A 23,108-nucleotide genomic window follows, 5' to 3' on the forward strand; every position below is an offset into this window, starting at 1 on the left:
TCCAAATCGCCGGCCGGTGCGTGGCCGAAGCTGTGCTCACCATCCACCTTATCCGGGAGCACAGCATGATCGATTTACGAAGTGACACCTGCAGCCAGCCGACTCAGGCCATGCGTCAGGCCATCGCCAACGCGCCGGTCGGCGACGACGTGTATGGCGACGATCCGACCGTCAAGGCACTTGAGCGAGAAGTCGCGGAATTGCTGGGCAAGGAAGACGCGGTGTACATGGTGACCGGCACGATGACCAATCAGGTCGCGATCCGCACCCATACGGAACCGGGCGACGCGGTTCTCTTCGATCAGAATGCGCACGTCTATATTCTTGAAGGCGGCGCGCCGGCAGCGTTCTCCGGGGTACTCCCGCGCCTGCTGCCCGGTGTGCGCGGCGTCTTCACGCCGGACGACGTAGCGAATGCGCTCGGCGTGTCGCATCGATTTTTCCCCACCACGATTCCTGCCCCGATCAAGCTGCTCTGTGTGGAAAACACCCACAACATCGGTGGCGGCAAGGTGTGGCCGATCGAGCAGCTGCAGGCCGTTTGCGAGCTTGGCCGGCAGCGCGGCCTCGCACTGCACCTGGATGGCGCGAGGCTCTGGCATGCGACAGCCGCCACCGGGATTCCCGAGCGCGAATACGCACGCCATTTCGACTCGGTCAGCGTGTGCTTTTCGAAAGGGCTCGGCGCGCCCGTGGGTTCGGCGCTGGCTGGCTCTCGTGATTTCATCGCGCGCGCGCGTCGTTTCAAGCAGCAGATCGGTGGCGGGTTCCGCCAGGCCGGGATCGTCGCGGCCGGCGCGTTGCACGCACTGCGCCATCACCGTGAGCGGCTTCATGAGGATCACGAACATGCGCGCATGCTGGCCAACGGCATCGCGGGCCAACCCGGCATTTCCCTCGATGTGTCCACGGTCGAAACGAACATCGTGAGGTTCGGCATATCGTCGCTCCCGGCCGGTGAATTCGTCGAGCGGCTTTACGAAAAGGGGCTGCATGTCCTGCCGTCCGGTGCGGACGGCGTTCGCGCGATCCCTTACCTGAACATCACCCGCGATCAGGTGCAGGAGGCGATCGATATTATCTCGGCCGTCGCGCAGGCCAATGCGCATACGGCCGGCGGCAACGTCGCCCGCGACAACGTATCGTCACGCGCCGGATACTGACCCGGCGGTCGAGAGGCACGACTGAACGACTATTTGAATAGGAATACTTGAGATTGGGGGTGGAACCGACACGCGGTAATGGATTTCCCGTTGCCGAATTATGGCGCACGCCGTTCAGGGTAAATTGGCAATCGTTCTATTCGTGCATCACGGGAGAGACCGCTTGAGCGAGCGGCACCGACGGAGCAACCGCCCCGGAAACTCTCAAGCAAAAAGACCGTGATGCAAGAACGCTCTGGAGAGTGGCGCCTCGCCCGCCCACCGAAGGGGAGCCACCGCCGTGGCGCAATCCGGGCGGTGGCGAAACTCTCAGGTAAATGGACAGATGGGGCATCGGCGCCGGCGGCGGTTGTCGTCGGCGATGCTCAATTCGATCTGGACCATCACATGTCACGAATCGCCATCATCGGCGCCGGCATTACCGGCGTCACGATTCGAGCGGCACCGCTATCGCGTCGGTGATCGGCGCCGATTGATTGAACCGCACATGTCGTTGTTGAAGACATCGACGGCTAGGCATGTCTCCGATATCTGGCTGGAATACTACTTTAATAGTAGTATTCCAGCCGCGGCGATGATCGCGCTCGAAGCCGTGCAGCGAGCGCCAAGCCGCATGTCACGCTGTCCGGCATACCGGCTGCGTACAGGACAACGATTCGATGGCGGAGATATGAGCAATCATCATGAAGGGCTTCGGGTTCTGATCCTCGGTGCTGGCGCGCTGGGCGGCTACTATGGCTCGCGTCTGATCCAGGCGGGCGCGAACGTGACGTTTCTCGTGCGCCCGAACCGCGCGGCCGCCTTGGTTCGCGATGGCCTGCGCGTGTCGAGCGCGCTGGGGGATTTCGGTGCGGCGGTCAATGCCGTGACCGCGGATGCGGTGGAGCCGGGCTACGACCTGGTCTTGCTGACCTGCAAGGCTTACGACCTCGACGACGCGCTGGATTCGCTGGCGCCCGCGCTCGCCGGCACGACCGGTGTGCTCGCATTGCTGAACGGCATGGCGGTGTACGACACGCTGGACCGTCGCGTCGGGCGGGAACGGGTGCTGGGCGGCGTGTCCTATATCGCCGCGTCGCTCGCAGAGGACGGCCATGTCGTGCACACCGGCAGTCAGGACAAACTGATTGTCGGTGCGCGCCATCCGCTGCAGCGCGATCTGGTGCGCCGCTTCCACGCGGCGATCGCATCCACGCCGGGTTTGCGCGTGGCGTCGGAGCGGGTCGAAGCCGACCTATGGCAGAAGTGGGTGATGTTGTGCTCGGGCGCCGCCGCGACCTGCCTGATGCGCGGGCGCTTGTGCGATATCTTGCGGACGGCGGATGGCAAGGGCGTGATCGAGGCGCTGCTCGACGAATCGCTTGCCGTGGCCGCGGCGGAGGGGTTCGGCCTCGGCGAGCAGGCGGTGAGCGGCGTTCGCGGTTTCCTGCTCGACCCGGATTCGACCTGGGCCGCGTCGATGATGCGCGACATCGCGCGGCGCGCGCCGCGCATCGAGTCCGACGCGATCGTGGGCGACATGATCGCCCGCGCGGCGCGCCATCGGATCGAGACACCGTATTTGCGAACCGCCTTTGCACATCTGCAAACTTATGCGCTTCAGGGTACGAACTGAGGCGTGCGGTCATTCGGGCGTGTCGCGGTCGGCATTGTCGCCTCGTCGATACGCCCGGTGATTGAGCAGGGGCGGTAGCGCCGCATGACTTGCCGGTGATCAGGCCGTGTCGCGTGCGCTCCGAAGCAGCGCGATGGTCCTGTCGATATCCGCATCTTCGGTGCGCCACGACGATACGCTGAGGCGGAATGCAGGGCGCCCGTCCCACACCGCCGGCCCGAACCAGGCTTCACCCGAGCTTTCAACGGCCTGCCGGATCGCAGCAGTCTGCGCATCGTTTTCTCCCCGAACCAATACCTGGTTGAGGACAACGCGATTCAGCACGTCGAAACCGGCATCGCGCAACCCGTGCGCCAATCTGGTCGCCTGGGCGCAATGACGTTCCACCATCGCGGCCACGCCTTGCTGGCCGAGCGTGCGCAGCGCGGCCCAAATCGTGATGCCGCGAGGGCGTCGGGAGAATTCGAGCGTGAGGTTCTTCTGGGCCAGGCGCGAGCCGGTGGCGTAGACGGCATCGCTGCTCAAGGTTTCCGCCAATGCGTCGGGATCGCGGCAGATCGCCATCGCGCAGTCGTAGGGCGTATTCAGCCACTTGTGCCCGTCCGTGGTCCAGCTGTCCGCGAGTTCCACACCGTCCGTATGGTGCCGCAACGCCTGCGATGCCCGCGCCCACAAGCCGAACGCGCCATCCACGTGTACCCATGCGCCTTGCGCCTTTGCCTTCGGAATGAGCGCTGCGAACGGATCGAATTCGCCGGTGTTGACCTCGCCGGCCTGCAGGCAAAGGATGGTGTTGGCGTCGAGTTCGGGCAGGCGCTCGGGATCGACGCGGCCGTGCGCGTCAGTGGCCGCCGGAATGACCTGCTCCGTGCCGAAGCCGAGCACCCGCAACGCCTTGAGCACCACCACGTGAATCCGCGCCGATACCACCACGCGGATTTGCGGCGCACCGTACAGCCCCTTCGTGTCGAGATCCCATCCGGCCCGCTTGAGCAAGGCGCGCCGCGCGGCCGCCAGGCAACTCAGCCCGCATGCCGTGGCCGACGTGCCGAAGCCGACGGCGCTGCCTCGCGGCAGATCGAGCGCCTCGAGCAGCCAGTTGCCGGCCACTGCCTCGATGCGCGCACTGACGGGCGATGCCATGGCCAGCGGCGCGCCCTGATCCCACGCCATCATCAGCCGCTCGGCCGCGGCCGCGCCCGGCAACGACGCTCCCACGACGAAACCGAAATAGCGCGGCCCGTTCGAGGCCACCGTGGCGGGCGAGCCGATGTCGTCGAGCAGCGCCAGCGTATCGTGCGCGGAGCGTCCCTGTTCGGGGAGCGGTTCGTCGAACGCGGCCAAGGCCGCGAGCGCCTCCGGCGTGGGAAAGACACGCCGGGTTTCGACCGACTCGAGATAGTGAGCCGCGCGCTGATCGGCGTCGGCGAGCAGGGCAATTTCGCCGGCTTTCATGTCGGCGATGCTGCCCGGGGCCGGAAGGTGAGTGTTCATATTGTTCAGGAAAACGAAGCAGGATGGGAGGGCGCCGAACGCGCTGCGTCAGGCAACCGGGAGGAGCGGCAGCGCGGTATCGGTGTTCGAGTCGGATACCGCGGCGACCGTGGCGGCCTTGACCGCGGGGGCGCTGACCGCATCGAGTCGGGCGAGCTGCTCGGCGCTCAATGTCAGATTCGCCGCACCGAGGTTGCTGACGAGCTGCGGCAGCGAACGCGGCCCGATCAGCGGCAGCCCGCCGTGCGCGGCGACCCAGGCGATGGCGACCTGGTCCGGCGTGGCCTGCAGTTCGCGAGCCATGTCGAGCACCGTGTCGAGCACATCGGAGCGCTGTCGCGAATCTTCGGCCTGGAACACGGCGCCGCCGAATGCTTCGCGTCGACCCGCTTCGCCGTTCCGATATTTTCCGGTCAACATCCCGCCGCCGAGCGGCGACCAGGTGAGCGTCGCGAGGCCCAGGGCGCGGCAGGCCACGAACACGTCGGCCTCGGGCTCGCGATGCACGAGGCTGTATTCGAACTGCGCGGCGGCAATCGGCGTCGCGCGCGTGATCTCGGCGAGCGTGACGGCGCGGGCGAGGCGCCATGCCGGGAAGTTGGACAAGCCGGCATAGACGATCTTGCCCGCGCGCGCGAGGTCGTCGAGCCCGCGCACGATTTCCTCCGACGGCGTGAATGCGTCCGGCTGATGTACCCACAGCAGATCGATGCGGTCCGTCTTCAGGCGCTTGAGGCTCGCCTCCACGGACGCGATCATCGCCTTGCGGCTATTGCCGGTCACGAGACGGTCGGGGGTCGGGCTGGCGCCGCTCGAGAATTTGCTGGCGAGGAAGAAAGAGTCGCGCCGGCCCTGCAACAACGATCCGAGAAATTCCTCGGACTGGCCGAATTGATAGACATCGGCCGTATCGATGAAATTACCGCCGGCTTCGGCATAGGTCTCGAACAGGGCGGCGCTTTGCGCTTGGTCGGCGCCGTGGCCCCAGCGCGTGCCGAAATTGGCCGTACCCAGGACGATCTGCGACACGCACACGCCGGTGCGCCCGAAATTCTGGTATTTCATCAACGCTTTCCTTTCGCGAAAAATACGGGCATATGCCCGTATTGGTGAAAAATTCGATACCCCGTCGACGCGGAGGGGCGGGCGGCATGTTGCGCGCCCCTTCCCCAACGAACCTTGGATGCGCCTCGGCCGTGCCGCTTAACCGATTGCCTCGCCCAACTCGGCCAGCATCGTCCGCAGCGCTTCGATTTTCCTGGCTCCGATCTTCTCGACCACCGAAACCTGGCAGCGATCCCAGGCCGGCGTGGCACGACGCAGCAAGGCCTTGCCGTCCGAAGTCAGCGACACGACGCGTTCGCGTTGATCGCCGGTATCGACGCCGATATGGGTCAACTCGCGGCTTTCGAGGACCTTCACGTTTCGGCCGATCGTGGAGCGGTCGAGATCGACGAGCACGCCCAGTTGAGTCAGGCTGACCGGTTGGTGATCGGCGATGGTTCGCAGCAGAAAATATTGGGCGATGTTGATGTCGAACGACGCCAATGCGGCGTCGTAGGCCTCGGTCAGTTTTCGCGAGGCGCGACGAAGGTCGGTGCAGAAGCAGGGCGTATTCATGGATGCGAGTATATACCCGCAATTTTTGAAAAAGCAATCGCGTCATGCGATCCGTTGCGGATTTGAAGGTGCAAACAACGTTACCAGGTGCAAGTAATCTGCCTCCTTGGCATTCGCCATCCGGCGCTCTAAGCTCCCCAGGTATCGACATGAGACCGAGTCTCCGTCGAAGACACGTTGACCAATCTCACCGGCGATGCCGTCACGGCGGGGGCCGGATGCCGAGCCGGTTTCGGATGACATTCATTTTGTATGACTAAGGAAATTTCCATGAGCGACGTTCTTTTCACTCCGTTCACGATCCATGCGCTGACGATTCCGAATCGCATCGTGATGTCGGCGATGACGCGCGGTTTCAGCACCGGCGGCGTGCCCGGCGACGATGTGCTCGCGTATTACCGGGCCCGCGCGGCGGGCGGAGTCGGCCTCATCATCACCGAGGCCGTTGCGGTGCAGCGCGCCGCGGCGGCGGAGGTGCCTGGCATCCCCGTCTTTCACACGGTCGAGGCGCGCGCCGGATGGTCCGCCGTCGTGAAGGCGGTACACGCGGAAGGCGGCAGGATCGCGGCGCAGTTGCACCATGCGGGTGCGTTGCGCGATGCCGCGCAGATGGGGGCGCCGGACGTGCCGAACGACGAACCGAACAGCATGAGCGTGGCGGATATCGAGGCCACGATCGCGGCGTTCGGCGAAGCGGCGGCCACGGCGCGCGCGCTGGGATTCGATGCGGTGGAAATCCACGGCGCGAACGGCAATTTGATCGACCAGTTTCTCTGGGAAGGGCGCAATACCCGCAGCGACAGTTGGGGCGGCAGCGTGCTCGCCCGCACGAAATTTGCCGGAGAGGTGGTGCGCGCAGTGCGTCGTGCGGTGGGGCCGTCGTTCCCGATCCTGTTCCGGATCTCTCAGTTCAAGCAGCGCGCCTTCGACGCCAGGATCGCCAAGGACCCCTACGAATTCGGCGTCATTCTCAACGTGCTGTCGGACGCCGGTGTCGACGCATTCCATGCCTCGCAGCGTCGCTTCTGGGAGCCCGCGTTCGAGCCGTCACCGCTGAACCTCGCCGGCTGGGCACGACGCTTGAGCGGTAAGCCGACCATGACGGTCGGCTCGGTGGGGCTGGACGGTCCGGACATCACCGATCTCCTGACCGGCAATGGCGGCAACGCCGGCCCGGCCGGCCTCGACGCGCTGCGCAAGGGCATCGACGAGGGCCAGTTCGATCTGGTTGCCGTCGGTCGTGCGTTGCTGACCGATCCGGCGTGGCCGAACAAGGTGCGGGAAGGGCGCTTGGCAGACTTGCGCGGATTCGACCTGGCCTCGCTGGGCAGCCTCGTGATCAGCGATCCGGCCACGGCATTGCCGGTTGCCGCCGATGCGATCGCCGGCAATGCATGATGCGGACCAGCCAAGGGAGACGCCCACGATGACCGATACCGCACCCAAACGCCATCCGTTTCTCGACGATCTCGACGAGGACGTCGTCCTGATCAGTTCCGTGTTGCGTTGCCCCGTGCGGGGGCGCGAGACGGTCACCCGGATCGTCAAGGCCGGCGCGGCCCACTATGCCAGTCAGACACCGCGATTTCTCGGCGCCGTGGGCGAGCGCAGCTACTTCGAATACGACGCCCGGCTGGTGGACGGCGTCGCGGCGTCGGGCCTCGTGTCGATGCTGCGCGACGCGCACGGACGCGTGACGCAGTTGCATATCGCGTTCAGCCCGCTCGATGCGGTGCTGTCGATGGCGAGCGGCATGCGCGATCGGCTCGGCGCCGAGTGCGACGCAGCCTGGTTCCTGCCGCCGGGGGGCGAGGCATGAAAGCCGCGCGATTGATCTCCTATGGCGATCCGGTCACGGGGATCGAACTGCACGAGATCGCCGAGCCGCCGCAGCTAGGGCCTGACGACGTGCTGGTGCAGATGCGCTACGCCCCGATCAATGTCAGCGATCTGATGGTGGCGCTTGGCATCTACGACTGGCAGCCCGTGTTGCCGGAGGTACTGGGCAACGAGGGCGCTGGCGTGGTGCTCGCCTGCGGTTCAAACGTCACGTGCTTGGCGCCGGGCACGCCGGTGGTGGTGCCGTTCATGGCGCGGAGCTGGCGCGAACGGCTCGTTGTCGGTGCCGATCAACTTACCCCCGTGCCGCCGGGCGTAGATTTGCAGCAGGCGGCGATGGCCACCATCAATCTCGTGACGGTGAAGATGCTGCTCGACGAGTACGTGGATCTCGCCCCCGGCGATGCGATCGTGTACAACGCGGCGAACTCCGGGCTGGGTTGCTGCGTGGCCGGCCTTGCGTCGCGGCGCGGGCTTCGTACGATCGGGCTGGTGCGCAGGCAGGAGGACGTCGAACGCGTGCGGCAAGCGGGTTGCGAGCTGGTGCTGCTCGACGAGGACGCCAGCGTATCGGCGGATCGCCTGCCCGCCGGCTTGCGGGTCAGGCTCGCGCTCGATGGCGTGGGCGGCGCCTCGTCGGGGCGGCTCGCGCAGATGCTCTCGCCCGACGGCACGCTGGTGGCCTATGGCGCGGCGAGCCATCAGCCGATGGCCATTTCGGCGCAGCATCTGATCTTCAAGCGGATCGCGGTTCACGGGTTCTTCGAAGGCCGCCCGGGCAACGCGGCCCGCGTCCCGGCCGTGCTCGCCTCGGTGCTCGATGCATTGGGCCAGGACGGTATACGTCAGCCCGTCGCGGCGGTCTATCCGCTTGCAGCAATCCGCGATGCGGTGGCCCATGCGATGCGCGGCGGAAAAGTCCTGATCGAGCTGGATGCCGCGAACGAGGTGGGCGTGTGATGTCGGTGCTGTTTTTACCCGCGGGATGAGCCATGCCGGATACCCATGATGTGGTTGTCGACAGCTACCGCCGCTGGCTTGCCATGCCGGTGATCGCCTCTCAATGTCCGGTGCGCGACGTGCTCGATCGCCTCGGCGAGAAATGGAGCACGCTGCTGGTGATGGCGCTGGCCGAGCGGCCGCGCCGCTTCGCCGAGCTGATGCGGGCCGTGCCCGACATCTCGAAGCGCTCGCTGACCCATGCCTTGCGCAATCTCGAGGAAGACGGAATCGTCATCCGCGAGGTGTTTCCCACCAAGCCACCATCCGTCGAGTATCGGCTGTCGACGCTCGGCGAATCGATGCTGGCGCCGTTGGCCATGCTGATCGCCTGGGCCGAGCAAAGCCACGGCGAAATCAAGCAGGCGCGCGAGCGCTATCGCGAGCGTTCGGTTTGAGCCGTGAGATCGGCCGGACCGATTGCTCGTTTCATTCCTTTGGAGCATGCCCATGTTTGCCTTTCCTCCCATCCCCGCGCTCGGCACGGTCGATGCCGCCGATTGGACGAGTGCCGTCGATTTCGTCAATCGCCTGAACTGGCTGTTCGAAACCTGGGATGTCGATGCGATGGTCGATGCGTTCCTGCCGGAGGGCGTGGCCTATCACTTCCACGGCACGATCCGCGGGCGCGAGGCCATGCGCCATTTCTTCGAGCACGACTATCCGTATCTGATTCCCGGCGTCAGCCGCCACGCCACCAATCACATCGTGGATGCCGACGAAGACGGCGTGTCGGTCCGATATCAGAACCTGCTGGTGCGCCACGCGCTGCCCGAGCAGGCGCGCAGCCTCGGCGCGGGGCAGGTGATGGAGAGCGACACGGGGCTGCCGAGCCTGTGGATCTACTCGCCGATGCGGGATCGGCTGCGCCGTACCGCCAGCGGCTGGAAAATTCACGAGCGTTATATCGGCGGCTCGACCACCAATCGCGTCTGGACGCCGAAGGACAAGGCCGCCGATGCCGTCGCGCCCTTTATGCCAACGCTCGGGGAGCGTTGATCGGCGCGACCGGCTCACTGCTATCGGCGTGGCGCATCCTTGACGAAGGCCTGGATGCGCCGCATCGCGAGAATCAGTTGCTCGCGCGAGGTACACAGCCCGAATCGCAGATGCGTCGGGAAGTCGCCGAAATCGATGCCCGGCGCCACCGACACACCCGCTTCCTCGAGCAGGCGCTGGCAGAACCGATAGCTGTCGTCGGTGAATCGGCCGGCATCGGCGAACACGAACAATCCGGCGTCGGGCGGATAGGCGATCTCGAAGCCGCACTCCGCGAGCATCGTCAGCATCGTGTCGCGACGCGCTTCGAGTTCGGTCCGGCGTTGCGCGGCGATCTCGTCCACCTCGTCGGTGAAGCAGGCCAGCGCCGCCGCCTGGGAAATGTCGGGCGGGGAGAGGTAAAGGTGCTGCGCCAGCATCTCGCACCGATCGACCACGCGTTCCGGCACCACGATCCATCCGAGTCGCCACCCCGTCATCGCGAAATACTTCGAAAAGCTGTTGACGACGAACGCGTCGTCGGAATGCTCCAGCGCCGAGTGTTCGCGGCTGCCGTCGTTCAGCCCGTGATACAGCTCCTCGCTGATATACAGGCCGCCGCGTCGCGCCGACAGATCCATCAGCGAACGCGCCGCATCCCACGGTATGACGGTTCCCGTCGGATTGGACGGCGAACCGACCAGAATCCCGCGGGTCCGCTCCGACCAGGCCTGCTCGTATTCGCTCGCGCTCGCCCACAGGGCGCCGGGCTGCGAGGCCTTCACCCCGACGATGTCGCCGTTCACCACGCTGGCGAACACGGGATGCGACGGATAACCGGGCACCGCACTCAGCAGCGATTCGCCGGCGTCGACGAAGCCCGCCATGATCAACATCAGGCCGGCCGACGAGCCGGTGGTGACGATGACGCGACGGGCATCGATCGACACGCCGTATTTCTTGCGGTAGAAATCGGCGATCGCCGCACGCAGCAAGGGCCTGCCGACCGCCTCGGTATAGCGGCCCGTCCCGGCGTCGATGGCCTGCCTGGCGGCGGCCAGGACCGGCGCGGGCGTACCGAAATCGGGCTCGCCGACGTCGAGTCGAATGATGTCGCGGCCCGCCGCGATCAGTTCCTTGGCCCGCGACAACAGGTGCAAGGTGCGAAAAGGCTGCAGTTCGGTGGCGCGTCGGGTAAATCGCAAGGAATCCTGCATGTTTGATAGGTCCGTATCGTTGTAGCTCGGGATGAGACAGTCGCGCGTCCGGCCGTCTGGTCAGACACGTTGACAATAGAATAAGAAGGGACGTTAAGACGTTCTGAATTGAACGGTGCCGAATCCCTCAATTTCGGCTGCGAATTCCGAGTGGGTTTCCAGCGGCACCATGGGTCCGAGTGCGCCCGTCAAAATGATGTCGCCAGCGTGCAAAGTCTGTCCGAGCGAGGTCAGCGTCTTCACGAGCCACCAGGCCGCGTTTAACGGATTCCCCAAGCATGCTGCGCCGCTCCCCGTCGACACAACAGTTCCGTCCATCGTGCACTGCATTCGGCATGTCGCCAACTCGGTTTCGTCGAAGCTACGCGCCGTTTTTCCGAGCACATATAGCCCGGAAGATGCATTGTCCGCGATCGTGTCGGCTATGGTGATGTCCCAGTTCGCAATGGCGCTGTCAACGATTTCGAAGGCAGGAATCGCTGCCTCGATGTTCCTGACGAATATTTCCCGAGTGAGGCTCTCCGGCTGCAAATCCGAGCCTAGGATCAGTGCTATCTCGGTTTCCACCTTTGGCTGAATCAGCCGATCAATTGAAATCGTCTGCCCGGAACCATATTCCATGTCGGAAAATAGCGTGCCGAAATCAGGTTGGTCGACCCCAAGCTGTTGCTGGACGGCAAAGGAAGTCAAACCGATCTTTCGTCCCACGATGCGCCGTCCTGCCGCGATAGCATGGTCAACATTGATTGCGGCAACTGCATAAGCCGTCTCGATATCGTCGATGCCATGTGTGCGTGAAACAGGATCGATAGGAGTGCTGGTCAGTCGGGCTTGCCGCAGCGCTGACGCTGCAAGTTCAAGGCGTGAAGTCATCAACAAGTTATCTCGTGATCGACGTATCGTGTGGTCGACGATCGCATCGAATGCGCTCTACCAGGGAACACGCAGGAAAGCAGATTAGGGCCGATTTAATTACACGACAAGGAGGAACAATCGCTGCACCTGGTGACACAACTGGTACTGGCCCGGCACTTCGTCGTCAAGGACATCGGCTTTGCCCAATTACGTTGTCCTCAACGACATCTGCTTTCGCCCGTTTCCTGCCCGCCCAGGAAAAGCTGTTGCCTGCCTCAAACCCGCCTGTTCAGATTCGTTCGAGCGCCAGCGCGATCCCCTGGCCGCCGCCGATGCACAACGACACCACGCCGCGCCGTTGGTTGTTGCGACGCATCGCATGCATCAGACGCGTGGCCAGAATCGCGCCGGTTGCGCCGATCGGATGCCCGTGGGCGACGGCGCCGCCCTCGATATTGACGATATCGGCCGGCAGGCCGAGCGCGCCCATCACGGCGAGCGGCACTGCGGCGAATGCCTCGTTGATTTCGAGCGCGTCGATGTCGCCGAGGCGCCAGCCGGCCCGATCCAGGGCCTGGCGTATCGCCGGAACCGGCCCCAGGCCGAACAGCCCCGGCTCGACGCCGGCCACGCCCCACGAGACGAGCCGCGCGAACGGCTCGATACCCTGCCGGTCGGCCAGGCCGCGCTCCACGACCAGCATGGCGGCCGCACCGCTGTTCAGGCCCGGCGCGTTGCCGGCCGTGAGGGTGCCCCCTTCGCGAAATGCCGGACGCAAGGTCGCGAGCTTGTCGAGCGTCGTGTCGGGGCGATTGTGCTCGTCCTGGTCGAAGCGGGTGGTGCGCTTGCCGAGGCGAACCTCGATCGGTTCGATCTCGGCCACGAAATGGCCGGCACGCTGCGCCGCCGCGAATCGCTGCTGCGACCGCTCGGCCCAGCGGTCCTGGGCGTCACGGGAAATTCCCTCGCGCGCGACGAGGTCTTCGGTATGCCAGCCCGAGTGTTCACCGGAAAAGGCATCCAAAAGACCGTCGAGCAGCACGCTGTCCAGAACCTGGGCGTCGCCCATCCGATAGCCGTGGCGCGCGCCCGGCAACAGGTACGGGGCCCGATCCATGTTTTCCATGCCGCCGGCGATCGCGGCGTCGGCCAAACCGAGCAGGACCTCCTGCGCGGCCGAGACGATGGCCTGCGCGCCCGATCCGCAGACGCGATTGACCGTCAAGGCCGGCACTTCATGCGAGACGCCCGCGCCCATCGCGGCCTGACGCGCCGGGTTCATGCGATTGCCCGCCTGCACCACGTTGCCCATCACGACCGAGGCGACCCGCGCCGGCTCGATTCGTGAGCGCGACAGGCTGGCCTGGATGGCATGCGCGCCGAGGTCCGTGGCCGGCACTTCCTTCAAGGACCCGTTGAACGTACCGATGGCGGTGCGCACCGGCGCGGCTAGAACGACTTCTCGTGCGATTTTCATGCTGTTGGCTCTCCTGATTGTGCAGGCAGTTCGCGTGGATGCCCGGGCCGCAATGCCGCGTACGGTGCGACACGTTGCGACCGTCGTCATGCCCGCAGCGGACGATAATTTACTATCATAATGGTATCGAAAATCGGGCGCGCGTGCATTCCCGTGCGGATCGCAGAATGGCGTGCGAAACATTGCGCATGCCCACGCCGCTGCCAGCGCCCGGACGCTATGGGCGCCGAGCGGTCATTGTCGAGGGAGGAGGAAGCAGGTCAGTCGGAGGAGGGGCGGCGAGACGTCGGGGCCAAGTCGGTGCATCCCGGATGAACGGTTTCCCGGGCCGGCCGCGAATTCGCGCCGGCCCGGGACGACGCTCAGCGCGCCGCCCAGCCGGTCTCCACGTCGAGCGGATAGACAGGCCGATCGAGGTGCCGATAGTCGAACAATCCGTAGTCCGAACCGGTCACGCCGCGGCTGTCGCATTCGACCAGGCCCGCCGAGATCGGCACGAACACCGGGCGGCAGTACATGCGCGACTTCAGCAGCAGGAAGCGGGCGCGGCGCGGATCGACGCCGACGCTCTCGAACACGCCGAGATCCCAGGGCTCGTGGGTGCGCTCGGTGATCACCAGCACCGCTGCGCCGGTGTCGAGCACGGCCGCGCGGCCCATGTGCGCGCGCTGGCCGGTATAGGTCGGCCCGGTGATGGTGTATTCGCCGTCGGTCAGCGCGAGCACCGTGCCCCGGGCCATGAAGGGCGCGCGTTGCGAGCCGTCGCGCGCCGGCCGCTTGTTGCCGACCGGCAGCGTGACGTTGGCGCCGACGCCGGCCTCCCGGAGTAGTGCCACCGCCTCGGGATCACAGAGCGGCCCGCTGACGAGGCCGTCGAGCCCCTGCGCGAGCGCGGCCTCGAGCAGATCCATGGTGTCGCAGGTGCCGCCCGACATGCAGTTGTCGCCGTGGTCGAGCAGCAGCACCGGCTTGTCGGCGCCTTGCGCGAGCGCCAGCGCCTCGGCCACCGACTCGGCCAGCGGCGGGCTGCGGTAGACGAAGGCATCGCGCTCGTCCCAGATCGCGGCGGCGATCCGCGCGGCCACCGCCTCGGCCTGCGCCGCGTCGCCGTTGCCGACCACCACCACGCTGATGCAGGGCGCGGCGATGTCGGCCAGCGAGAAGCCGGCCAGGATCGACACGACCAGCATGCCTTCGGCCTCGGCCGCGCGCGCCGCCGCCACCGCGCGCCGCATCGCGCCCTCGGCGGTGGCGCTGCGCAGCGTCGAGCTGAGCAGCGGCGGGCGCCGCCAGGCCAGCACCGGCCGGGCGCGGCCGGCGAGCGAGTCGAACAGCAGCCGCGCCGCGTGCTCGCCGGTTTCGTACATGTCGACGTGCGGATAAGTCTTGAAGCTGACGATGATGTCGGCGTGATCGATCATTGCCTGCGTGACGTTACCGTGCAGGTCCAGCGCGACGGCGATCGGCACGCCCGGCAGCGCGGCACGCACGCGCGCCAGCAGTTCGCCCTCGCCGTCGGGCGTGCTCTCGGCCACCATCGCGCCGTGCAGGTCGAGCATCACCGCGTCGCAGCCCGGCGCGGCGGCCACGATCGCCTCGCAGATCGCGGCATAGGCCTCGGCCGCCACCGGCCCGCTCGGGTTCGCGCCGGCGGAGATCGGCGTGACCACCTCGGCGCCGGCAGCCTCGGCGGCGTCGATGAAGGCCGCCATCGCGGTGCGCATGCCCTTGTTGTCGCGATACGCCTCGGCGCCGTAGCTCGGCCCGTTCGCGCCGAACGCGGCCAGCGGCGTGGGCACCGGCGAGAAGGTATTGGTCTCGTGGTTCATCCGCGCGATCAGGATTCGCATCACGCGCCCTCCACGCCGGCGGCCGCCTCGGCCGGAGCCAGGCCGGCGGCCTCGAGCATCGCGTGCAGCAGCACGTTGCAGCCGGCTTCCAGGTGCTCGGGGCTCGCGTCCTCGATCTCGTTGTGGCTGATGCCGTCCTTGCAGGGCACGAAGATCATCGCGGCCGGCGCCACACGCGCCAGGTACACCGCGTCATGGCCGGCACCGCTGACGATGTCCATCGCCGACAGCCCGAGCCGCGCCGCGCCCTCGCGCACCGCGCCCACCAGCTTCGCGTCGAAGGGCTGTGGCGGGAAATACACCACCTGCTCCACGTCGATCGTCAGCGCCGCCTCGGCGCCGGCCTGCGCGCACGCCTCGCGCAGCGCGGCGTCCATCGCGCTCAGGGTGGCGTCGTCGGGGGCGCGCAGGTCGACGGTCAAGGTCACGCGGCCCGGAATCACGTTGCGCGAATTCGGATGCACGTCGACCCAGCCCACCGTGCCGCGCGCATGCGGCGCGTGCGATCGCGCGATGCGGTTGACCGCGGCGATCAGCGCGGCGGCCGGCAGCAGCGCGTCGCGGCGCAGCTCCATCGGCGTCGGGCCGGCATGCGCCTCCATGCCGTGGATCGTCACGTCGTACCAGCGCTGGCCGAGCGCGGCCCGCACCACGCCGATGGTGGTCCGGTTGGCCTCCAGCACCGGCCCCTGTTCGATATGCGCCTCGAAATACGCGCCCACCGGATGCGGACCGGCGGCCTCGCCGGCATAACCGATCGCGGCCAGCGCCTCGCGTACCGACACGCCCTCGCGGTCGCGCTGGTCGAGCGCGTGATCGAGCGTGAAGGCGCCGGCGAACACGCCCGAGCCCATCATCACCGGCACGAAGCGCGAACCCTCCTCGTTGGTCCAGACCGCCACCTCGAGCGGCGCGAGCGTGCGCAGGCCCGCCTCCGCCAGCGTGCGCAGCACCTCCAGCCCGGCCAGCACGCCGTAATTGCCGTCGAACTTGCCGCCGGTGGGCTGGGTGTCGATATGGCTGCCCGTCATCACGGGCGGCAGGTCCTCGCGCAGGCCGGCGCGCCGCGCGAACACGTTGCCGATCGCGTCCACGCGCACCGTGCAGCCGATCTCTGCGGCCCAGGCCGCGAAACGGTCGCGCGCGAGCCGGTCGAGCTCGGTCAGCGCGAGGCGGCACACGCCGCCCTTGTCGGTCGCGCCGATCTGCGCGAGCTGCATCAGGCTGTCCCACAGCCGCGCGCCGTTCACGCGCAGGGCCGGCGCGGCGCCTTCGCGCGCGCCGCGGGTCGTATCCAGAACTTGCATCGATGTGTCCTCGGTTGGCGGGGCGGCGTCGCTCAGGCGACGCCGACGCCCAGGTAACGGTCGCGCACCGACTGGTCCGCGAGAAAGGCCGCGTTGTCGCCCTGGTAGACGATCGCGCCTTGTTCGATCACGTAATGGCGATCGGCCAGTTGGGTGCAGACTTCCAGGTTCTGCTCGACCAGCAGGATGGCCACGCCGGCCGCCTTGATCAGCTTGAGCTGGGCCACGATCTCCTCGACGATCACCGGCGCCAGCCCTTCGACCGGCTCGTCGAGCATCAGCAGGCGCGGCCGGTTCATCAGCGCGCGGCCGATCGCCAGCATCTGCTGCTCGCCGCCCGAAAGCTGCGCGCCGCCATTGCGCCGCCGCTCCTTCAGGCGCGGGAAGATCCGGTAGATGTCCTCCAGTTGCCACGGCGAATCGCGCCGCGCGCCGAGCCGCAGGTTCTCCTCGACCGTCAGCAGCCGGAAGATGCCGCGATGCTCCGGCACGAAGCACACGCCGCGCGCGGCGATCCGGTGCGGCGCGAGGCCGGCCAGCGCGGCGCCGTCGAAGCTCACGCGGCCCTCGCGTGGCGCCACCACGCCGGCGATCGCCTTCAGCGTGGTGGACTTGCCGGCGCCGTTGCGGCCCAGCAGGGTGACCGTCTCGCCTTCGCCGATCGTCATCGACACGCCTTGCAGCACATGGCTCTTGCCGTAATAACCGTGCACCGCGTCGAGTTCGAGCATCATGCGCGGCCTCCCGTGATCATGTTGCCGAGATAGGCCCGGCGCACGCGCTCGTCGGCGCGAATCGCGTCGGGCTTGCCTTCCACCAGCACGCGGCCCTGCTGCATCACCGTGATGGTGTCCGAGATGTCCATCACGATCCCCATGTTGTGCTCGATCAGCACCACCGTGTAGTCGTCGCGCAGGCCGCGGATCAGCGTCTTCATGTCTTCCAGGTCGTCGATGCCCATGCCGGAGGTGGGTTCGTCGAGAAAGATCGCGCGCGGCTTCGCGGCCAGCGCCATGCCGACCTCGAGCCGCCGTTGCTGGCCGTGCGAGAGCGCGCTGGCGGCGCTGCCGGCGAAGCGTTGCAGCGCCAGCCGCTCGATCACCGCGTCGATCGTCTCGCGCTGCGCGAGCGCGCCGTGCGGCGGTGTCCAGGCGTTGAAGGCGCGACGCGCCTCGACGCCCTGTGCTGCGATGCGCAGGTTTTCGCGCACCGACAGGTTCGGGAACAGGCTGGTGACCTGGAACGAGCGCGCGATGCCGCGCCGCACGCGGCGGTGATCGGGCTCGCGCGTGACGTCGGCGCCGTCGAACAGGATGCGGCCGGCGCTGATCGGCACGGTGCCGGTCAGCACATGGAACAGCGTGGTCTTGCCGGCGCCGTTCGGGCCGATCACCGAATGCACGGTGCGTGGCGCGATGCGCAGGTCCACGCCGCCCAGCGCGGTGAACTTGCCGTAGCGCTTGACGATGCCGCTCGCCTCGAGAATCGCCTCGCTCATGCTTGCCTCCCTTGATCCTTGCGGCCGCGCAGCGCGGCCACGATGCGCTCGCCCAGGCCCCACAGGCCGCGCTGCATGAACAGGCTCACGGCGATCAGCACCAGGCCGAGCAGCAGCAGCCAGCGCGGCCACAGCGTCGAGAGCCAGTCCGAGAACAACACGTAGAACACCGCGCCGAGCACCGAGGCGAACAGCTTGCCGGTGCCGCCGATCACGGTGGTCACCAGGATCATCTCGCTGGTGTGATAGTCGATGTTGGACAGCGGCGCGATGCCTGTCATCAGCGCATGCAGCGCGCCGGCCAGGCCGGTTACCGCACCCGACAGCACGAAGGCCAGCAGCTTGAAGCGCGGCACGTCGTAGCCGACCGCGGCGGCGCGCGCCTCGTTGTCGCGAATCGCCAGCAAGGTGCGGCCGAACACCGACCGCGTCACGCGCCGCAGCAGCCAGAACGCCGCCACGAACAGCACCGCCACGAAGCCGTAGAACTGCCAGGGCGTGGCCAGCGGCAGCAGCGTGTGGCCGGCGATCGACAGTGCCGGGCGCGGGATGTCGAGCAGGCCGTTGTCGCCGCCGGTGAGGTCGGGCGTGGTGTAGGCGAGGAAGTAGAACAACTGCCCGAAGGCCAGCGTCAGCATCACGAAATAGGTGCCGCGCTGGCGGATCGAGAACCAGCCCACCACGGCGGCGGCCAGCGCGCCGACCGCGATCGCGGCGGCCAGCGCGAGCGGCAAGGGCAGCGCGAAGCGCGTCAGCACGATACCCGCGGTGTAGCTGCCCAGGCCGAAGAAGATGCCCTGACCGAACGAGAGCAGCCCCGTGTAGCCGAGCAGCAGGTTGCAGCCGAGGGCGGCCAGCGCATAGACCAGCACCTCGGTGGCCAGCGAGCCGGAGTTCAGCGCCAGCGGCAGCGCGCAGGCGACCGCGATCGCCAGCCAGGTCTCGTAATGGCGGCGCCAGATGCCGCGCGGGGGCGTGCCGTCGACGGCCATCCCGGCCGCCTCGTCCGGGCGCGGCGCGGCGACCAGCGGTTTCGAACCCTCGATCATGCGGCCCTCCCGAGCAAGCCGTTGGGGCGCAGCAGCAGCACGGCCGCCATCGCCACGTAGATCATCAGCCGCGCACCTTCCGGCCACAGCGTGCTCATCACGCTCTGCACGATGCCGACCAGCAGGCCGCCCACCAGCGCGCCGAGGAAGTTGCCCATGCCGCCGACCACCACCACCACGAATGCGACGCCGAGCGCCTCGATGCCCATGAAGGGATCGACGCCGCGGATCGGCGCGGCCAGCACGCCGGCCAGCGCGGCGGTGGCGGCGCCCAGCGCGAACACCAGGCTGAACACGCGCGACACGTTGATGCCGAGCAGGGACACCATCTCGGCCGCCTCGCTGCCCGCGCGCACCGTGCTGCCCAGCCGCGTGCCGTCCAGCAGCCACCAGAGCAGGGCGGCCAGCACGGCGGTGAAGCCGATCACGAACAGCCGGTACTTCGGGTAGACGAAGCTGCCCCAGATCACCACGCCGTCGAGCGAAGCCGGCACCGGCACGTTGTCGCCGAGCGGGCCCCAGATGAGGATCGCGCATTCCTGCAGCACCAGCGCGAGGCCGACCGTAACCAGGATGTGGAATTCATGGGCCTGCGCATAGACGTGGCGCAGCACCAGCTTCTCGACCAGCCAGGCGAAGGCGCCCACCGCAAGCGGCACCACCAGCAGCGCGACCCAGAAGTTCGCTTCCCATTGCAGCGCCTGATAGCAGAAATAGGCGCCCAGCAGGTAGAAGGCGCCGTGCGCGAAATTCACGAAGCGCAGCAGGCCGAACACGATCGACAGGCCGACGGCGAGCAGGAAGTACAGCATCCCGACGCCGATGCCGTTGACGATCTGCAGCAGATAGACATTCATGGCAGGAAGAATCCGCAGAAGAGGAAGGAGGCGCCGGGCGCCTCCGTCGTCGCGTGGTCGGCGTCAGCCGAGCTTGCAGCCGGTCTTGTCGGCGGCCAGGAAGGACTGCCCGGAACTGACGATGTCGGCATAGTCGTCGGCGTTCTTCATGCGGTTCTTGGCCTTGCCCTTGAGCAGGTAGTAGTTCTTCAGCACTTGATGATCGGCGCGGCGCACTTCCTCGGGGCCGGTCAGGCCGTCGTACTTCATGCCCTCCAGCGTGGCGATCACCTTCTTCGGATCGGTGGTGCCGGCCTTGAGCATGCCGTCGAGCAGGATCTTGGTGCAGATATAGGAGCCGGCCAGGCTGTAGTTCGGGTTGGCGTGGAAGGCCGCGTTGGCGCGCTTGACGAGATCGCGGTTCAGCGGCGAATCGATGCCGTGCCAATACTGCGCGCCGAAATAGACGCCGTCGCAGAGATCCGCGCCGAGCGTCTCGAACTGCTCCAGGCCCGAGGCCCAGGCCATCAGGATCGTGCAGTTGCGCTTCATGCCGAAGCTGATCGCCTGGCGCAGCGTGTCCGAGGACTGCGAGCCAAAGTTCAGGATCAGCAGCACGTCGGGCTTGGCCGCCACGGCATTGGTCAGGTAGCCGCTGAATTCCTTCTCGGCCAGCGAGTGATAGCTGTTGCCGACGTGCTGGATGCCCGCTTCCTGGAAGATCGCCTTGGCGGCCGACAGGAGCCCCTCGCCGAACACGTATTGCGGCGTGATGGTGTACCAGCGCTTCGCGTTGGGCAGCATCTTGATCAGCGGGCGCACGGTCTGCTCGATCGCGCCGTAGGTCGGCACCGACCAGCGGAAGGTGGCGCTGTTGCAGTCCTTGCCGGTGATCTCGTCGGCGCCCGCGGTGGTGATGAACACCCCGCCCGCCTTCTCGACCTCCTTGCCCATCGCCAGCGATTCGGAGGACAGGATGCCGCCCGCGAAGTAGCGCACGCCTTTTTGCTGCGCGACTTCCTGCACCCGGCGCACCGCCGTGGCCGGCTTGCCTTCGGTGTCGAGCGTGACGTAGGACAGCGGCGAGCCGAGCACCTGGCCGTATTGCTGCACGGCCAGCTTCATGCCCAGGTCGGCGTACTTGCCGTTCGCCGCGAACGGGCCCGACATCGGCACCGGGCAGGCCAGCTCGAGCGGCGCGCCGGCGGCGAATGCGGTGCGGGAGGCGAGGGCGCCGAGCGCACCCGGCATGGCCGACGCGGCGGCCAGTTTCAACAGTTCACGGCGATTCAAGTGGATGCTCCTTCGGGGATGGACGCTGGCGAGCCGGCCGGCTGCCGATCGCTCGGGCCGCCTCGCTCGGGCGGCCACCGGTTCATCCTATTTATCATGATAAATAGGATGAACATGATCCTAGGTATGTCAGAATCCGCTGTCAATCAGGCAAAATTCGCTACCGCGAACCGGCCACCGCCATCGCGCGCAACGCGGCCGGCAGGCGCCGTCAGAACAGGAAGGGAGTCAGGAAGATGGGCATGGATCGAGCGAAAGCGGCTGTCGCGGTCGAGATCAAGCAGCAGAAGCGCGCGGATCTGGTCGCCGAGGAAATCAAGCGGCTGATTACCGAGAAGGACTTGAAGCCGGGCGATCGACTGCCGCGCGAAGCCGAGCTGCAGCAGCTCTATTCGGTCAGCAAGAGCACCATGCGCGAAGCGCTCAAGTCGCTCGAGGTGCAGGGGCTCATCAAGGTGACCACCGGCCCGGGCGGTGGCGGGATGGTGGTGGAGGTGCCGCTCGACCGCACCTTGCAGCTGTTGCAGAACTACCTGTTCTTCAAGGACGTGTCGATCGACGACATCTATACGGTGCGCAAGCTGCTGGAGCCGGAGCTGGCGGCCGGCGCGGTGCCGCACCTGAGCGAGCGCGACCTCGCCGCGCTGGAGGCCAACATCGCCTGCTGCGACGGTTCGGCCGGGCCGCACGATCGCGGCAACCTGGTGCGCCAGCGGCAGGAGGACGTGACCTTCCACGACATCCTCGCGGCGGCCAACCCGAACCCGTTCCTGCGCTTCACCTGCGAACTGATCAACGAGATGATCCGGCAGTTGATCGAATTCCGGAACGACACGCCGCTGGTGGAGCACAAGCGCTTCGGCGAGGCCAACGTGGCGATCCACCGCGCCATCACCGAGGCCGCGCGGGCACGCGACGTGGAGAAGGTACGCGCGCTGATGGTGGAGCACATGACCGAGGCGCCCAAGCATGTGAAGCGCATGAAGGGCAAGCTGCGCGGGCGGCTGATCCTCGATTCGGAAATTCGCAAGCGCGTGAGGGCGCGGATGGCCATGCCTGTGGAGGACGGCGATGAGGAACGCTGATGTTCGTCGTACCGTTGCAGGGATCTTCGGGGCGTGTCACTGAAGGCGTATCTGTCGGCCATCATCGACTGCTTCGATGGCATCGTAGCCGGTCGTGCATTCCGACACCTCCCTGCCGCGCAATACGCCGAGAGAACGCCACTCCCTCGTTTCACGGGTCATCTCCGGGTAGCCAGGGAAAGTGCGCGATCCATTCATTGGCTCGGCCATACTCCACGGCTTCGCGAAGAATTTCGTTCTCCACGGTTTTCTTGGTCAGCTTTCGCTGCAACTCGTGAATCTGCTTGAGCGCGTCGGCCAACTTCGAGGCCATGACCCTGTCTTCGCGCGTCCTGGCCGTCGACAGGCTCCCGTCCAGGTATTGCTTGCGCCAGTGGAAGAGCTGGTTGGGATTCACGCCATGCTCGCGCGCGATCGTCGAAACCGATTTTCCTGGCTCGAAGCTCTCGTGCACCATGGCAATCTTTTGGTCTGCCATCCAGCGCCGCCGTCGTTCTCGTTCGATCGATACGTCCATCACTTCATGCCTGGCATGGTTAAAAAAGCGGCATCGTACGCACGGCAGATATCTCGGTGCTACAACGATGTTTTCATGATGTCGGTATAAGCGCTTACCAGCTTGTTTCGAATCTGCAAGGCGTACTGAAGTTGAATATTGGCTTTTGCACCATCAATCGCCACGGCATGAAGCGATACGTTGCGCGCGCCCAGTTCGAATGCCTGCGCCTCGCCACCTACCTGCGCCTGCCTGACGTTGAGATCCTTGATCGACTGTTGGAGCGCTTGCGCGAAGTTCGTCGGGCCGGCGCCGGCTGAAGCCGCGGTGGATGAATCAGGGGGTTCTGCATTGGCAGCCTGGCTGGCCATCGCCTGCATCTGGTGCAGCGCAGATGCGAGCGGATTTACCGGGATCATCGTGACCTCTCGATTCGC

The 23,108-nt window shown here is 66.5% G+C and carries 22 protein-coding genes, 1 pseudogene and 2 riboswitches; of the genes and pseudogenes, 8 read left to right on the forward strand and 15 right to left on the reverse strand.

Annotated elements, in window-relative coordinates; all coding sequences use genetic code 11:
* Positions 1-65: 65 nt before the first annotated feature.
* Entirely contained in the window at positions 66-1,163 is a 1,098-nt protein-coding gene (locus AB4851_RS10180) for a threonine aldolase family protein (RefSeq protein WP_414447080.1), read from the forward strand.
* Between the two features lie 140 nt (positions 1,164-1,303).
* A riboswitch (glycine riboswitch) is annotated at positions 1,304-1,393 on the forward strand.
* A gap of 4 nt (positions 1,394-1,397) precedes the next feature.
* Positions 1,398-1,489: riboswitch (glycine riboswitch) on the forward strand.
* 35 nt (positions 1,490-1,524) lie between these two features.
* Positions 1,525-2,778, forward strand: coding sequence for a ketopantoate reductase family protein (locus AB4851_RS10185; protein WP_414447081.1), 1,254 nt, complete (start codon positions 1,525-1,527; stop codon positions 2,776-2,778).
* Between the two features lie 99 nt (positions 2,779-2,877).
* Here the strand turns inward: AB4851_RS10185 and AB4851_RS10190 are convergent, their stop codons facing one another.
* From AB4851_RS10190 to AB4851_RS10200, 3 genes are all read right to left on the reverse strand, one after another.
* The gene (locus AB4851_RS10190; RefSeq protein WP_414447082.1) at positions 2,878-4,233 is read right to left on the reverse strand and encodes a pyridoxal phosphate-dependent decarboxylase family protein; all 1,356 of its coding nucleotides are present in this window, start codon (positions 4,231-4,233) and stop codon (positions 2,878-2,880) included.
* An 87-nt stretch (positions 4,234-4,320) separates the two neighbouring features.
* Complete coding sequence (locus tag AB4851_RS10195; protein WP_414447083.1) at positions 4,321-5,337, reverse strand: aldo/keto reductase; 1,017 nt, start codon at positions 5,335-5,337, stop codon at positions 4,321-4,323.
* 138 nt (positions 5,338-5,475) lie between these two features.
* Complete coding sequence (locus AB4851_RS10200) at positions 5,476-5,820, reverse strand: MarR family winged helix-turn-helix transcriptional regulator (RefSeq protein WP_414447084.1); 345 nt, start codon at positions 5,818-5,820, stop codon at positions 5,476-5,478.
* A 405-nt stretch (positions 5,821-6,225) separates the two neighbouring features.
* Here AB4851_RS10200 and AB4851_RS10205 point away from each other — a divergent pair, with 405 nt between their 5' ends.
* Genes AB4851_RS10205 through AB4851_RS10225 form a run of 5 tightly spaced genes read left to right on the forward strand, consistent with a single transcriptional unit; the run spans position 6,226 to position 9,729 of the window.
* Positions 6,226-7,290 carry a 12-oxophytodienoate reductase gene (locus AB4851_RS10205; protein ID WP_414447085.1) on the forward strand — a complete coding sequence of 355 codons (1,065 nt, stop codon included), beginning with the start codon at positions 6,226-6,228 and terminating at the stop codon, positions 7,288-7,290.
* A 28-nt stretch (positions 7,291-7,318) separates the two neighbouring features.
* The gene (locus AB4851_RS10210) at positions 7,319-7,711 is read left to right on the forward strand and encodes a hypothetical protein (RefSeq protein WP_414447086.1); all 393 of its coding nucleotides are present in this window, start codon (positions 7,319-7,321) and stop codon (positions 7,709-7,711) included.
* Positions 7,708-8,691: a zinc-dependent alcohol dehydrogenase family protein gene (locus AB4851_RS10215; RefSeq protein WP_414447087.1), complete on the forward strand. Its 984-nt coding sequence runs from the start codon at positions 7,708-7,710 to the stop codon at positions 8,689-8,691. The genes AB4851_RS10210 and AB4851_RS10215 overlap by 4 nt, the downstream gene beginning before the upstream one ends.
* 32 nt (positions 8,692-8,723) lie before the next feature.
* Positions 8,724-9,128, forward strand: a complete 405-nt coding sequence (locus AB4851_RS10220) for a winged helix-turn-helix transcriptional regulator (RefSeq protein WP_414447088.1) — start codon at positions 8,724-8,726, stop codon at positions 9,126-9,128.
* Between the two features lie 52 nt (positions 9,129-9,180).
* Positions 9,181-9,729: a nuclear transport factor 2 family protein gene (locus tag AB4851_RS10225; RefSeq protein WP_414447089.1), complete on the forward strand. Its 549-nt coding sequence runs from the start codon at positions 9,181-9,183 to the stop codon at positions 9,727-9,729.
* 20 nt (positions 9,730-9,749) lie between these two features.
* Here AB4851_RS10225 and AB4851_RS10230 read toward each other — a convergent pair whose 3' ends face one another.
* The 10 genes from AB4851_RS10230 to AB4851_RS10275 all read right to left on the reverse strand — a co-directional run bounded on the left by AB4851_RS10230 (position 9,750) and on the right by AB4851_RS10275 (position 21,090).
* The gene (locus AB4851_RS10230; protein WP_414447090.1) at positions 9,750-10,925 is read right to left on the reverse strand and encodes an aminotransferase class I/II-fold pyridoxal phosphate-dependent enzyme; all 1,176 of its coding nucleotides are present in this window, start codon (positions 10,923-10,925) and stop codon (positions 9,750-9,752) included.
* 93 nt (positions 10,926-11,018) lie between these two features.
* A complete protein-coding gene (locus AB4851_RS10235; RefSeq protein WP_414447091.1) occupies positions 11,019-11,798 on the reverse strand; it encodes a 2-keto-4-pentenoate hydratase in 780 nt (259 codons plus the stop codon).
* Between the two features lie 271 nt (positions 11,799-12,069).
* A complete protein-coding gene (locus AB4851_RS10240) occupies positions 12,070-13,257 on the reverse strand; it encodes a thiolase family protein (protein ID WP_414449164.1) in 1,188 nt (395 codons plus the stop codon).
* 362 nt (positions 13,258-13,619) lie between these two features.
* Entirely contained in the window at positions 13,620-15,107 is a 1,488-nt protein-coding gene (locus AB4851_RS10245) for a M81 family metallopeptidase (RefSeq protein ID WP_414447092.1), read from the reverse strand.
* A complete protein-coding gene (locus AB4851_RS10250; RefSeq protein WP_414447093.1) occupies positions 15,107-16,414 on the reverse strand; it encodes a Zn-dependent hydrolase in 1,308 nt (435 codons plus the stop codon). Before AB4851_RS10250 ends, AB4851_RS10245 begins: the two co-directional genes overlap by 1 nt.
* A 32-nt stretch (positions 16,415-16,446) precedes the next feature.
* Complete coding sequence (locus AB4851_RS10255; protein ID WP_414439784.1) at positions 16,447-17,148, reverse strand: ABC transporter ATP-binding protein; 702 nt, start codon at positions 17,146-17,148, stop codon at positions 16,447-16,449.
* Positions 17,145-17,912 carry an ABC transporter ATP-binding protein gene (locus AB4851_RS10260; RefSeq protein ID WP_414447094.1) on the reverse strand — a complete coding sequence of 256 codons (768 nt, stop codon included), beginning with the start codon at positions 17,910-17,912 and terminating at the stop codon, positions 17,145-17,147. Before AB4851_RS10260 ends, AB4851_RS10255 begins: the two co-directional genes overlap by 4 nt.
* Entirely contained in the window at positions 17,909-18,961 is a 1,053-nt protein-coding gene (locus AB4851_RS10265) for a branched-chain amino acid ABC transporter permease (protein WP_414447095.1), read from the reverse strand. The genes AB4851_RS10260 and AB4851_RS10265 overlap by 4 nt, the downstream gene beginning before the upstream one ends.
* Positions 18,958-19,818, reverse strand: a complete 861-nt coding sequence (locus AB4851_RS10270; RefSeq protein ID WP_414439781.1) for a branched-chain amino acid ABC transporter permease — start codon at positions 19,816-19,818, stop codon at positions 18,958-18,960. The genes AB4851_RS10265 and AB4851_RS10270 overlap by 4 nt, the downstream gene beginning before the upstream one ends.
* A 63-nt stretch (positions 19,819-19,881) precedes the next feature.
* Positions 19,882-21,090, reverse strand: a complete 1,209-nt coding sequence (locus AB4851_RS10275; RefSeq protein ID WP_414439780.1) for an ABC transporter substrate-binding protein — start codon at positions 21,088-21,090, stop codon at positions 19,882-19,884.
* 236 nt (positions 21,091-21,326) lie between these two features.
* On the opposite strand from AB4851_RS10275, the gene AB4851_RS10280 reads away from it, so the two are divergent.
* Positions 21,327-22,175 (forward strand): FadR/GntR family transcriptional regulator, encoded by an 849-nt coding sequence (locus tag AB4851_RS10280; protein WP_414447096.1) that lies wholly within the window; start codon positions 21,327-21,329, stop codon positions 22,173-22,175.
* 154 nt (positions 22,176-22,329) lie between these two features.
* Here AB4851_RS10280 and AB4851_RS10285 read toward each other — a convergent pair.
* Both AB4851_RS10285 and fliE read right to left on the reverse strand, forming a co-directional pair.
* Positions 22,330-22,692, reverse strand: a pseudogene (locus AB4851_RS10285) (transposase); the annotation flags it as partial.
* 59 nt (positions 22,693-22,751) lie between these two features.
* On the reverse strand, positions 22,752-23,090 hold the full coding sequence (gene fliE, locus AB4851_RS10290; protein WP_414447097.1) for a flagellar hook-basal body complex protein FliE: 339 nt from the start codon (positions 23,088-23,090) through the stop codon (positions 22,752-22,754).
* Positions 23,091-23,108 lie beyond the last annotated feature (18 nt).

This window comes from Burkholderia sp. 22PA0099 (assembly GCF_047497165.1).
GTDB lineage: Bacteria > Pseudomonadota > Gammaproteobacteria > Burkholderiales > Burkholderiaceae > Burkholderia.

Coding starts and splice junctions, on each gene's coding strand:
- AB4851_RS10180 (WP_414447080.1), top strand. CDS start 66: ATGATCGATTTACGAAGTGACACCTGCAGCCAGCCGACTCAGGCCATG.
- AB4851_RS10185 (WP_414447081.1), top strand. CDS start 1,525: ATGCTCAATTCGATCTGGACCATCACATGTCACGAATCGCCATCATCG.
- AB4851_RS10190 (WP_414447082.1), bottom strand. CDS start 4,233: ATGAAAGCCGGCGAAATTGCCCTGCTCGCCGACGCCGATCAGCGCGCG.
- AB4851_RS10195 (WP_414447083.1), bottom strand. CDS start 5,337: ATGAAATACCAGAATTTCGGGCGCACCGGCGTGTGCGTGTCGCAGATC.
- AB4851_RS10205 (WP_414447085.1), top strand. CDS start 6,226: ATGTCGGCGATGACGCGCGGTTTCAGCACCGGCGGCGTGCCCGGCGAC.
- AB4851_RS10210 (WP_414447086.1), top strand. CDS start 7,319: ATGACCGATACCGCACCCAAACGCCATCCGTTTCTCGACGATCTCGAC.
- AB4851_RS10215 (WP_414447087.1), top strand. CDS start 7,708: ATGAAAGCCGCGCGATTGATCTCCTATGGCGATCCGGTCACGGGGATC.
- AB4851_RS10220 (WP_414447088.1), top strand. CDS start 8,724: ATGCCGGATACCCATGATGTGGTTGTCGACAGCTACCGCCGCTGGCTT.
- AB4851_RS10225 (WP_414447089.1), top strand. CDS start 9,181: ATGTTTGCCTTTCCTCCCATCCCCGCGCTCGGCACGGTCGATGCCGCC.
- AB4851_RS10230 (WP_414447090.1), bottom strand. CDS start 10,925: ATGCAGGATTCCTTGCGATTTACCCGACGCGCCACCGAACTGCAGCCT.
- AB4851_RS10235 (WP_414447091.1), bottom strand. CDS start 11,798: ATGACTTCACGCCTTGAACTTGCAGCGTCAGCGCTGCGGCAAGCCCGA.
- AB4851_RS10240 (WP_414449164.1), bottom strand. CDS start 13,257: ATGAAAATCGCACGAGAAGTCGTTCTAGCCGCGCCGGTGCGCACCGCC.
- AB4851_RS10245 (WP_414447092.1), bottom strand. CDS start 15,107: ATGCGAATCCTGATCGCGCGGATGAACCACGAGACCAATACCTTCTCG.
- AB4851_RS10250 (WP_414447093.1), bottom strand. CDS start 16,414: ATGCAAGTTCTGGATACGACCCGCGGCGCGCGCGAAGGCGCCGCGCCG.
- AB4851_RS10255 (WP_414439784.1), bottom strand. CDS start 17,148: ATGATGCTCGAACTCGACGCGGTGCACGGTTATTACGGCAAGAGCCAT.
- AB4851_RS10260 (WP_414447094.1), bottom strand. CDS start 17,912: ATGAGCGAGGCGATTCTCGAGGCGAGCGGCATCGTCAAGCGCTACGGC.
- AB4851_RS10265 (WP_414447095.1), bottom strand. CDS start 18,961: ATGATCGAGGGTTCGAAACCGCTGGTCGCCGCGCCGCGCCCGGACGAG.
- AB4851_RS10270 (WP_414439781.1), bottom strand. CDS start 19,818: ATGAATGTCTATCTGCTGCAGATCGTCAACGGCATCGGCGTCGGGATG.
- AB4851_RS10280 (WP_414447096.1), top strand. CDS start 21,327: ATGGGCATGGATCGAGCGAAAGCGGCTGTCGCGGTCGAGATCAAGCAG.
- fliE (WP_414447097.1), bottom strand. CDS start 23,090: ATGATCCCGGTAAATCCGCTCGCATCTGCGCTGCACCAGATGCAGGCG.